Annotated in this window: 5 protein-coding genes and 3 pseudogenes; 4 read left to right on the top strand and 4 right to left on the bottom strand. The window is 68.8% G+C overall.

Annotated features, from left to right (window positions below):
* Positions 1-12: 12 nt before the first annotated feature.
* Positions 13-1,015: pseudogene (locus Sspor_RS39710) on the bottom strand (Mu transposase domain-containing protein); the annotation flags it as partial.
* A gap of 640 nt (positions 1,016-1,655) precedes the next feature.
* Between Sspor_RS39710 and Sspor_RS39705 the strand changes: the two are divergent.
* Together Sspor_RS39705 and Sspor_RS39700 are read left to right on the top strand one after the other, a co-directional pair.
* On the top strand, positions 1,656-2,297 hold the full coding sequence (locus tag Sspor_RS39705) for a radical SAM protein (protein WP_308445580.1): 642 nt from the start codon (positions 1,656-1,658) through the stop codon (positions 2,295-2,297).
* Positions 2,298-2,487: 190 nt separating this feature from the next.
* A pseudogene (locus Sspor_RS39700) lies at positions 2,488-3,624 on the top strand (methyltransferase domain-containing protein).
* A 190-nt stretch (positions 3,625-3,814) separates the two neighbouring features.
* Here the strand turns inward: Sspor_RS39700 and Sspor_RS39695 are convergent.
* Both Sspor_RS39695 and Sspor_RS39690 read right to left on the bottom strand, forming a co-directional pair.
* Entirely contained in the window at positions 3,815-4,738 is a 924-nt protein-coding gene (locus tag Sspor_RS39695; protein ID WP_202204154.1) for a helix-turn-helix domain-containing protein, read from the bottom strand.
* On the bottom strand, positions 4,735-5,022 hold the full coding sequence (locus Sspor_RS39690; RefSeq protein ID WP_202204153.1) for a hypothetical protein: 288 nt from the start codon (positions 5,020-5,022) through the stop codon (positions 4,735-4,737). The genes Sspor_RS39695 and Sspor_RS39690 overlap by 4 nt, the downstream gene beginning before the upstream one ends.
* Before the next feature lie 645 nt (positions 5,023-5,667).
* Between Sspor_RS39690 and Sspor_RS39685 the strand changes: the two genes are divergently transcribed.
* Both Sspor_RS39685 and Sspor_RS39675 read left to right on the top strand, forming a co-directional pair.
* Positions 5,668-6,303, top strand: coding sequence for a hypothetical protein (locus tag Sspor_RS39685; protein WP_202197305.1), 636 nt, complete (start codon positions 5,668-5,670; stop codon positions 6,301-6,303).
* Positions 6,304-6,656: 353 nt separating this feature from the next.
* Positions 6,657-6,905 (top strand): annotated as a pseudogene (locus Sspor_RS39675) (tyrosine-type recombinase/integrase); the annotation flags it as partial.
* 626 nt (positions 6,906-7,531) lie between these two features.
* On the opposite strand, the gene Sspor_RS39670 reads toward Sspor_RS39675, so the two are convergent.
* Positions 7,532-10,480, bottom strand: coding sequence for a polymorphic toxin type 43 domain-containing protein (locus Sspor_RS39670; protein ID WP_202204152.1), 2,949 nt, complete (start codon positions 10,478-10,480; stop codon positions 7,532-7,534).
* Positions 10,481-11,169: the final 689 nt, after the last annotated feature.

The following is an 11,169-nucleotide window of genomic DNA, read 5'->3' as shown; positions in this document are numbered from 1 at the left end:
TCAGACGGGTGCGATGAGCTCGTGCGGGACCGAGTAGCGGACCGCGTCGACCGAGATCGTCGACTCCCAGGTCACCCTGCGGGTGGTGCCGAACGCCGCGGTGAACGGTCGGCGCGGCAGAGGATGCAACCGCTGGCGTTCCTCCGCGAGCCGCTCGATGGGCTTGCGCCGCGTCGCCTTGTGCGTTCGGGAATTGACCTCGTCGCAGAATGTCCGGCAGGCCGCCTCGAGCTCACCGAAGGTCTTGTATTGCTCGCGCAGGTTCACGTCCCGGGGCCCCAGGTCGGCTTGGCGATCTCAACCGTGGATGTCGCTGCCGCCCCTTGGTCTACCGGGTCTGACCGGCAGACAAGTACGTATGGTGGTCCTTAGTGCCGGGCGGACCTCGACTATTTCCGGATTGGCGGACCGCAATACCGGCGACGTGGTCGATGGTGACCGTTTTCCTCGTTGTCCCGTGAGGAACTTAGGCAGGGACTCGCCAGATCCTGCGGAATGTGGCATCCAGGCAGGCGGTGATCAGTCGGCGTGTCTGTCCACGAGCGGTATCACCACCCGGAATCGGGACCAGGCACCCACGCGCAGAACAGGGTGGTCTTGCGGCCTTTGATCACCGGTCCGTCGCCGAAGTCGTACTGCACCCAGAGCCCGGGCTCAGTCACCCACGGCCGATAGACGCGCCGTCGACCGGCCCTGAACTGGGTTTTTGCCTCAGCGACGGTGCGGCGGGTGGTGCGTTCCCCGCCGGTGAAGCCCATCGCGGCGATCCTCTTGTGGACACGTCGGCGCGGATGCGGCCCTGTGAGCGGACCACCAGTTCCTCGATCTTCGGCAGGTAGTCGATCGATCGCTCTCGCCCGGTGACGGCGCTGTCAGGATGCTGGCCGGCGGCCCGCACTTCACATACCGGGCCACCGTGTGGTGGTCGCACCCGGCCAGTTCGGCCGCGGCAACGGTAACTGCCTGTGAGGTCGTATGCCTCAAGGATCTCCATGATCTCCCTGCTGTTCTTCACCCGCTCCAGCTTCGCCGAGCGGTTACTACTCGGGGCGAGCGGGGAGAAGATCTGGCCGTACGCGGGAATCCCGTGGCCATAAATTGCGCGGTAAGTGGCCGCACACGGGGAGGCTTACGGAGACCGCCGTCAGGCACGCCCGGGGTTCATCGGCTGGTCCGGGCCGGCCCTGTCCGGCGCCGGGGGCCAGCCGATCCACGTGCCGGTGTGGGCCCGCGCGGCCGGTCTCGCGCGACAGGGCCGGGGCGCCGCCTGCTCCACAGCCGCCAGCGGCCTCGCTCCACGGGCGAGGTCGACGCTGCCCGAGACGGCCGTCGGCTGACCTCCGCGGATCGCGGTCGCGGCCGGTGAACGGCCGACTTGGCGGGGCCCGGAGGCGGCCGCGTCTCCCGGCACCGCACGATGAGCCCGGCATCTGGTCTGGGCGTGGGGAAGGGCGCCTGTCGGCCGAAGTAGCCACATCACAGGACGGGTTGACGGCCGCGGCCTCCGATCGCGACATGACGAGCACCGTGAGGCCCCTACCAGGCTGCGGTTCCTGTCGCTGGAGATCACCGGTCGCTGCCAGCTCACCTGCCCGTCCGCTCTGCTACGCCGGCTCGGGGCCGACGCGGGGCCAAGGCAGTATGAGCGATGACAACTGGTTCCGGACCATCGACAGGCCGTCGCTCTGGGCGCCGAGGAGGTCCAGCTGATCGGCGGCGAGCCGACGCTCCACCCCGGCTTCGTCGCCATCGCCCGGCACGCGGTGGATTCCGGCCTGCGGGTCCGGGTCTACAGCAACCTCTTCCGCATCCGCGACGAGCACTGGCGGCTGCTGGAGCACCCCAGGGTCCGGCTGGCGACGACGTACCACAGCAGCGTCGCGGCTGAGCACGACGAAGTCACCGGCCGCCCAGGCTCGCACGAGGCGACGCGCGCCAACATCGTCGAGGCGGTCAGGCGCGGCATCGCGGTGAAGGTCGCCGTCCTCCACGCCGGCGACCAGGCGTGTGCCGAGCGGGCCCGCGCGGAGCTGGAGGCCTTCGGCGTCCGCGACGTGCACGTCGGGAGGGTGCGGGCCGTCGGCAACGCGGCGGGTACCACGCTGCCGTCCACTGCCGAGCTGTGCGGGCGCTGCGGGGACAGGCGGGCCACGGTCCTGCCAGGCGGCGATGTGGCGGTCTGCGAGATCGGCAGGTTCCTGACCGCGGGCAACGTCCAGGGAGCCGGCCTGGACTCCGTCTGTCCAGCCCGCAGTGGGCCGAGGCGAGCGCGATCATCCCGCGGCGGACGGACCTGACGGCCTGCCACCCGGACTGCCAGCCCTCCAACTCCGACTCCTGCGACCCGGCAAGAACGACCCCTGCGACCCGATGGGCTACGCACCCGCGACGCTCGGCGCGCCCGCAGCCGCCGTGCCCGTGCTCCTCTGAAAGGGGCCCTGCTGATGGAGTGGACGCCGGCGGGCTTGGGACACCCATGCCGCACGGATGGCCGACGCGACCGTACGATCCGAGTCCCGCTGGCACAGACCCCTGGCCACCGTGCCCCGGCACCTGTTCGTGCCCCGCTGGTGGGCCCCGGCCGAGCAGGACGGCACATGGGTCTACGAGCTCCGCGACGGCGCCGCGACCCGGACGCGTGGATGAGCAGCGCCTACGACAAGAGCCTCAGCGTGATTACCCGCGTCGGCCCCCACCACGCCGACCACGCAGCCCCCGCGGCCGTGGTCCCGGAGGCGTGGCCGACCTCGTCGGCCACGCTGCCCGCGCTGGTCGTGAAGATGTACCAGCACGCCTTCCTCACCGACACCTCCCGCCTCATGGTGACCTGCGGCAGCGGCTACTCGACCGCGCTGGCGTGCCGGCGCCTGGGCGAGGCACGGGTCACGAGCGTGGACGTGGACCCGTACCTGATCCAGGCGGCGTGGGACCGCCTGACCACGGCCGGGCACCGGCCGCAGCTGGAGGTCTGCGACGTAACCGGCGAGCTGCCCGGCGTCTACGACCGCATCGTCTCCACCGTCTCGGTCCCGGCCGTCCCCGCCTCCTGGCTCACCGCGCTCGCCCCCGGCGGCCGGATGGTGACCGCCCTGTCCGGCACCGGGCTGCTCATCGTCGCGGACAAGACCGCCGACGGCGGCGCCACCGGCAAGGTCGCCCCCGAGCCCGCCGCCTTCATGACCACCCGCCACGGCGACGACTACCCCCCCACGCCCGACAACGCCGACCTGTGGGCCACCGCGCGAAAGGCCGACGGCGAGTCCGTCACCACCGGCCGCTTCCCAGTGATGAGGGTCAGGCGTACCTGGGACGTGCGCTCCACCCTCGAACTCACGGTCCCCGGCATCGAGCACTGCATGGAGACGGCTGCGGACGGCACCCGCACCGCCTACATGCTGCACCCGGACGGCTCCTGGGCCCGCGCCACGGCCCCCGGGGCCCCGCCAGGCGCCCACCGTCCACCAGGGCGGCCCGCGCCGGCTGTGGGACGAACTGGACCGCATCCGCACCTGGCTCGTCATCGACGGAGACCTGCCCATCTCGGGGGCAGCGGTACGCGTCGACCCGGACGGCGCCTGCCACTTCAGCCGCAGCGGCTGGTCGGCCACCATCAGCGCCCGCTAGTCGGCCAGACCCCGCACGGTCCTACGCCCCGTTGGCCTGCCGCAGTTCGCCGTCCGTTCGCGTCCGCCGCCCGCTGAGCCTGGCCGTCCCGCGGTGACCGGCCGCCGTACTCCTGGCCCGGGTCCGGCTCACGCCGACTGCCGGCCGGGCCCCTCCCGGGCTCAGCGGCCGCCAGCACCGGGCCGGGGATTCAGGGCTGGTCCGGGTTGGGCTCGGCCAGCGCAGGGGGCCGGCCGATCCACGTGTCGTAGACGGGCTGGGCCCTGGCCGCGATCGCCACAAGGCCGGCGCGCGGGCCGCAGGCGGCCGCGCTACGCCCTGCGGTGGCCGGGTGCTGGTCGGTTTCGAGCTCGTCGAGAAGGGCTTCGGTATCGGCTGCCCAGCGCCGGAAGGCGGCTTCTACCTCGTCGTGCCGCTGCTGGTCGTCCCAGCCGAGTTCTTCGGGCTCGGTGAGCCAGGGCCGGGCGGCGTCGTCGCGGTATCGGCGTTCGGCGGCCCACTCGGCCTGTGCGCAGCCGTAGGGGAAGGGCCGGGGCGGTCCGTCGATTATCCGACGGTGGCCGGCCAGGAGCGCGGCGGTGGCCGCCTCCCCGGCGTCGCAGGCGGCGGCGAACGCGGCGAGCTGGCCGGCGGTGGGTATCTGGTCGCCGGACAGGAGGCGGTGGAGGGTGCTGCGGGAGAGTCCGGGCCCGGCGCGGTCGGCAAGGGCGCGCAGGCTGGTGTGGGAGGCGGTGGCGCGGACGCGGTTCATGGCGCGTACGAGTCCGTCCGGGGTGGTGAAGGCGCCGGGGACGTGCGGGGCGGGCCGGCGCGGCGGCGGGTTGACGGCGCGGTCGGCGGCCCTCCAGAGCTGCTCGGCCTTCTTCTGGTCGGCGCCAGCGCCGCGCGCGAAAGCCAGGGTGGTGTTCAGGGTGGGGAGTCGGCCGTCGAGGGCTTGGCGCAGAGTGCACTCGGAGATCTTGTACTCCGGGCGGCCGTCTCCGTTCGCGCGCTTGGTGAGGGTGGACAGAAGCATGTTCGCCTTCGCGGCGCGCAGCCAGCCGCGGAGGGTCGCGAGTTCGACCGGTTCGGCGACGGGGCGGGAACGGGTGGTGCGGTCCGGTGTGCGGTTCACGGGCGGGGGCCGGTGAGCGCGTGGACGAGGGCGAGTAGCCGGCCGCCGGCGCGGCCGGGGAGTAGCACCAGGAGGGTGCCGGCGGCGAGGGTGGCCAGGAGCGCGGGGACGGGGCGCTCGAGGACGGCGAGGACGGTCACCGCGGTGATGGCGGTGATGACGATCGCGGCCTCGGCCGCGCCCAGGCGCCCGCGGGCGGCCGTCTGGGCCGCGGTGCTGGTGGGGGCCGGCGGCGGGGCGTCCGGCCCGGGGGCGGACGGCGGGATGGGCGGGGGAGTGGACATGGTGGCGCCTCCGTACGGGAGTTGGGGTGCGGGCGGGCCCTGCGGGAGCCCCGATCGTGGCAGGACCTGGGCCCCGGGCGCGAGCCGGTAGCCGCGGCCGCCCATGCCGACGTCGACTTCGTCCCCGCAGCGTTTTCCCAGCCTGGATGCCAGAAACGAGAAGAGGCTGTCCCAACTCGAAAGGAGGTCTACGGGCCGCCCGCAGGGCCGCGGGGGCGCTCGCGCCCTCCAAGTCGCGTGCCTGCCGGCCAGCCCGGGGAGGCCCCCCGCTCCGCGTCGTACGGCCCCGGCCAGCTGCTGCGCCCCGGCGGTCTGGCCACCGGCCGTGGGGTTACCCCTACCGGCCCCTGGTGGGGCTCTCTGGGCGAGCGCATTTCAGAAGTCAATCTTTGGCTGTTCGGAGCTGATCTCTTGACCGCTTTCGAATGTGACTCCGTGCTCGACAGCTGAGGTACTTCCGAACGCTGTGCCGGTAGGGGGGCTTGCGAGACCGTGGACGCGCCGCCGGGCCGGCCTGGTGCTTGCCGCGGCCATCCGCCGGTCGCTGCGTCGCGCCCTGTCGGCGAGGTCCGTGCTGCACGCTCATGGGGGACGGAGCACGCTCTCCTCCGGCCCCGCAGACACCGAGCCCCCTGTAGGCAGGACATGACCCCTTCGCACACCACCGACGAGCAGCTTCTCGCTGCCCTCACGGCCCTGGGCATCGACGTCCCCGACGACCTGGGCCACAGCAGCCACGACCCCGAACTGCGCACGGCCGCTCTGTGGGCCCTGCTCTGGCGCTCCGCAGGCGTCGGCTACGAGGAATCCGTTGCCGGCCCCGGCCACGCACGCGCCTACTTCACCGGCCCCTGGGAGTGGCCCCTGGCCGAGGACCAGGTCCGGCGTGCCTGGTTCGAACTCGGCTTCGCCGGTGACCGGCTGGACTCCCTCACCATGACGGTGCCGCCCTGGTCGGTCGGACTTCCCCACGAGGACGCTCCCGACGACCCCACCGTCGCGACCGACGGATGGGCGTACGCCGCGAGCACCGCTGTCGGCCTCGCACAGGCTCTTCTCGGTCCACTTCGGTGGATGTCGTCCCAGCGTGCCCCGGCCGCCATCTCCCAGGCCGACTGCATGCTACGTCGCCTCCAGGCCACCCTCGAGGAACTCGGTGACGCCACCGCACACCCCCGGTGCGAGAACTGCGACGGCCTCCAACACACGACTGCCACTGTCCCCGAGTGCCTCGACTGTTCAGTCTCCGAATCAGCCACCAAGACGGAGGGTGCCGAGTAGACGGCGGCAACCCACGACAGAGATGCTCCGCGCCGGTTGCCCCCAGGCAACCGCAGCGTGCATGCCGTACTTCCGGTTGCCCATAGGAAACCGGGCCGACGAGCCCCAGGTGCCGACTCACCTGAACGAGCTCGGCGGCCTGCACATCGGTGCCGAGGGCCGTTCGTCGTTCGGCCGCCACTGGCAACGTCTGCTGAGTGAGCGTGGTTCATTCTTGACCTACGGTCGACAGGCATGGTGGCGTAGGGCACCGTGACAGGACCTCGCATGACCCGCCCGACCGTCGAGGTGCTGCGCCTGCTGCTGTCGGCGCCGCCGCACGAGCCGCTGTGGGCCACGGGAATCGGCGAGCAGACCGGCCTGGACTCCGCCGCATCCGCTTCCACGACCTCCGCCACTCGACCGCCACCCTGCTCCTGGAACGCGTCGACCTCGTCGTGATCAAGGAACTCCTCGGCCACGCCCACATAGGCGTCACCGCCGGCGTCTACGCCCACGTCCGACTCGGCCTCCAACGCCAAGCCATCGACAGTCTGACGGGTGCTCTCAACGCAGCCCCTGGCACTGCCTTCGAGCCGCCCGCCGCACCAACTGTCCGCTGACGTTGCCGTCAGCGTTGCCGTCAAGCGGCCAGATGCCCTCCCGAAGGGTCCGGGAGGGCATCTGGTTGTTTATTGCTCGACCCCCTTCACAAGACGCCTGGCAGTATGCCGTGTCCGTTGATTAGCCCAATCGGCCGTGGACAATCCCCGAAGTAGGACCAATTGGTCTCCTGGGATAGCCCTCTCAGACATCCAGCAGACTGCACGCTCTGCCCAGTGACTGCTCCGACTTCTGATCGCCATTGCCAGCACGTCATCGACTGGGACCAGGCTCTCAAGCCCGTCCGGTGACAGCTTGAACCGTTCAGCAGCAGACGCCAAGCCTGCTCGCAGCGACGACTCATCTGCGTCCAGAATCGTCACCCAAGACGAGGGAAGACCTTCCGCCGAGGATTCGACTACACCATCGAGTCGGCCTAGCGTCCACACTCCCTTCCTGTCGAGCCCCAGCCAAATGCCGGTCTCGCTGATTTTCGTCAGCGGCAGCCACATGACGGCGCCGGCTTCATTCGCGTGGGCAGAGAAGATCCAGCAGGTCTCAGGCACGGCTGAGAGCTCTGCCATCAAATCATTTTCCGTCACGACACCTGCCTTAAGAACTGGATGCACCAGGAACGTCATCCTGCTCACCAATGCATGCTCGGAGTGTGGCTCACGGTTATACCGTGTTGGCCCATGAAGTCCTGGAATGCCTTCCTTGCCGAATCGTCCCAGTTCATTCCGTAGTGTCCGGACCATTGATTGGTCTGAAGTTCTCCATCGGGACCTCGACGGAGCCGACCTCCCACCATCGTTGACTTGTCCGCGCCAATAGCACTCCCAAGGAAATCGTGCCCACCAACGCCTTGGTCTGCACCGGTCGCAAAGCGTCCCGTGGTCGGATCGAAGACGAAGTCCCTCTCACCCTTCGGGTTGAAGTTCTTCACCGCGCCGACAGATTTCACCCGGTCGCTGACCTCAAGCACTCCCCTAGCCGGACCACTTCCATCAATAACGTTGCAGTTGTGAACGAGGACCGGGGTGGCGCCTGCGAGCACATAGTACGTGTGAAGGTCGGCGACGGTGAGGTTGAAGGTCTGATTGAACGCTTCGTAGGCGTGGGTCGCGGCGATCGCTACGGAAGGCCCGCCGTCTGTACGTAGGGTTTCGCCAGGCTTGAGGTCCTCGGCATTCTTCCAGGCCTGGTCGGATTCCGACCAGAACGGGTGGTGACCTGTCGTGGTGATGGACTTGACTCCATCGGGCGTCTGTACGGTCAGGTCGACATAGGTCTTGTCGTCCTCCGTGTAGATGGTCGCGGTGATGGCCTTCTTCGAGGTCTCGCCGGTCTCGGGGTCGGTTGCGAGGACTTCATCACCTCCCACCAGGTCTTCGATGGGCCTGCTGGTTCCGTCGGCGAGCAGCACATGCGTTCCAGCGACAAAGCTGTTACCGCACGGCTTCCCCGCCGCCCCGTTCACCTTCTTAGTTGCCCCTGCGCGCGAAAGCATCCCCCCGGCAAACATTTCACCCATCACCTGGGCGTTGGGCTTTTCATATATGTCCGAGGAGATCAGTTCACCAGTCGCCAGGGACTCCAACCAGTCGTTACATTTTATGAATTCACAGTAGTTACGGTTGAAGTAGTCGATCTCCTCTTGGGGTGCGCCGAACATCCACATCTTGAAAGAGATCTGCTTCGTAATAGAACCGCCATTCGGGTCATACTTGTTCATCATTCGGTCAAATTCTTTACCCGAAGTGCTTTTGGAATTGCGTATGTAGCCTTTCTTCCCGGAAAGCAGCTTATAGCGAGTTCGCTCAAACGTGTTCCGCGTATTCTGTCGAATATCGTTCCGTCGGTCCTGTCTCGCCTGTGCAACCTCCACAACATTCTGGGATGCAGCCTGGAACCCCGGGTCGCTGTTGTCTCCCTCGAAGTACTTGAGGCCGTCCGGGTCCAGGTTGGTGATGGGGTTGCCGTTGGCGTACGTGTACCCGTTCATCTGGAGCGGGTCGGTGATGTCGATGACCGGGTCGACCGTGATGAAGCGGCCGGTGCTGGCCTCGTATTCGCGGGCGCCGATGTGGGTCAGGCCCGTGGTGTTGTCGTTCTTGCCGGTGCCGAGGAAAGTGCGGTCGCCGGGCCAACTGGAGGGCTGGCCACCCCGCGGGTTGCCGTACGGGTCGGATTTGCGCCGGGTGACCGGCTGGCCGGCCTTTTGGTCGACGCTGATGGTCGCCGTGTTGTGGTGGTCGGTGAGCAGGTGCGACAGGGTGTGGCCGGTGGTCTTGCCGTTGGTGCGGCGGACCGTGGTCGGGGCGCTGGGGCTGTTGTAGTAGCGGACGGCGTCGATGGCCTTGCCGGCCTTGTCGACGGTGATCTCGGTTTCACCGAGGTAGAGGGTGCGGGCGCTTCCGGTTTCCTGGACGACCCGGTTGCCGGACGCGTCGTAGAGGTAGCTGGTGAGGTTGCCGAAGCTCCACTGCTGCGCCGCCGTGACGGCCGGGCCGGCACACGTGAAGGTGTGCAGGTCGTTGCCCTCGGCGTCATTGTCGCTGGGGACGGTGAGGCACTGGTTGGTGCCGGTGATAAGGGCCTTGTCCGTCTCCCGGTAGGTGAACTTCTGACTCGCCTCGCCCGGCTTGCAGGCCTTCAGGACGGCCTTGCCGTTTTCGGAGGTGAGGCATTTGCCGAGAGCGCGGACGGTGTCGCCGGTGATGCGCCACTGCTGGGGCTTGCTCTCGTTGCAGGAGAGCAGCTGGACGGGGGTGCCGTCAGTGGTGTTGCCGTCCTGGACGTCGAGGCACTTGCCGGAAAGGCCCGTGACCGCGACGGAGCCGATGCCGGGGCTGGTGGCCGAGAGGAGCTTGCTGCGGTGGTCCCAGTTCAGGGTTTGGGTGTCACCGTCGATGGTGCGGGTCTTGGCGCTGCCCGCCGCGCTGTAGGTGTAGGTGGACAGGGAGTCGACCGAGGAACCAGGCGTCCTGGTGGTCTTGTTGACCTTGGTCAGGGCGTGGGGCTGCTTCTTCGGGTTCGGCAGGGCGCCGCCCCTGATCTCCACGCCGTACGTGTACGTCGTCTCGTCGTCGAGGGCGCTGTTGGTGGGGTCGCGATCGGTCAGCCTGGTGCGGTTGCCTATGGCGTCGAACTGGTAGTCCTGCCAGTAGGCGTCACCCGGCGTACCCGATCCCACTTCCGTGCGCGCCGGGCCCGCGGGACCGGTGGGGCAGCCTTCCGTCTTGCCCGTCCAAGCTCGGACGAGCTGTCCCATGGCGTCGTAGGTGTAGCACTGACGGTCGACGAGGGTCGGGGACTGCGGGGTGATGCCGGGGTAGGTGTCGGTGATGGAGGTCGGGTTGCCGACCGAGTCGTAGGTGTAGCTGAGGGAGGAGAGGAGATTCGAGCCGGACGCGGAGTCACGTGTCTCCTTGTGGCTGGTCGCCGAGGCGACCCGTCCGGTGTGGGGGTCGTAGGTGTTCGTGGTCCACACGCGGTTCGGTGCGTTGCCGGAGGCGGTACGCAGGATCTCGCCGTAGGGGCTGTAGACCGTTTCCGCGGTGTACCAGGACAGCCCGGACACGGTCTGCACCATGCCGTCGGCGTTGTAGCGGGTGATCAGCTTCTCGGAGGCGAGACCACCGATCGTGGCCGGGAGGGTCGTCGACTGGACCTTGCCCGTGGGGGTGTACGTGGTGCTGTAGGCGTAACTGCCGGCCAGACCCTTTCGTGGCGGGCAGGTCCGGGATGGTGATCCTCGATCCGGTCGGCCGGTACTCGCTGTCGTAGCCGGTGACCTCGGTCTTGTACGAGCCGGCGCCCATTTGCGGGTGGAGGCGACGGGCTGGCCCTTGCCGCCCGGGGGGTGTCGTAGGTCCAGGGGCGATGGGGTCGGTGGTTTCGGAGTCGTCGCGCAGTGCGGTCTTGCGGCCGAGTACGTCGTACGACGTGTACTGGGTGACGTTGTCGACGTTGGTTGTCGAGACCTGCTGGTCGAGGTTGTTGTAGGTGAACGTCGACCTGCCCGTGTCGGGGTCCTGCGACGAGGTCATCCGTCCGCGGGCGTCGTGGGTGTAGGTCCAGTTTGCCGGCCGTGTCGGTGACCTTGGCGAGTTTGCCGCGAACGTCGTAGGCGTAGCCGGTCCTGGTCGACGTGCTGAGGTCGGTGGCGGTGTAGTGATCGATCTCGGAGGTGCGGCCGAGGGCGTCGGTCCATGTCTTGACGGCGCGGCTGCCGGGCAGCGGCGCCGACCCGGTGCGACATCCCGCTCCGGGTCAGGGTCC

Origin of the sequence: Streptomyces spororaveus, from assembly GCF_016755875.1 — a bacterium.
Taxonomy (GTDB): Bacteria; Actinomycetota; Actinomycetes; order Streptomycetales; family Streptomycetaceae; genus Streptomyces; species Streptomyces spororaveus.
Note: the sequence above shows the minus strand (reverse complement) of the source record. Positions and strands in the feature narration are given on the sequence as shown.

Excerpts from the sequence above, each read along its gene's own strand:
- Sspor_RS39690 (WP_202204153.1), bottom strand. The coding sequence starts at position 5,022 with ATGTCCACTCCCCCGCCCATCCCGCCGTCCGCCCCCGGGCCGGACGCC.
- Sspor_RS39685 (WP_202197305.1), top strand. The coding sequence starts at position 5,668 with ATGACCCCTTCGCACACCACCGACGAGCAGCTTCTCGCTGCCCTCACG.
- Sspor_RS39670 (WP_202204152.1), bottom strand. The coding sequence starts at position 10,480 with ATGGTGCAGACCGTGTCCGGGCTGTCCTGGTACACCGCGGAAACGGTC.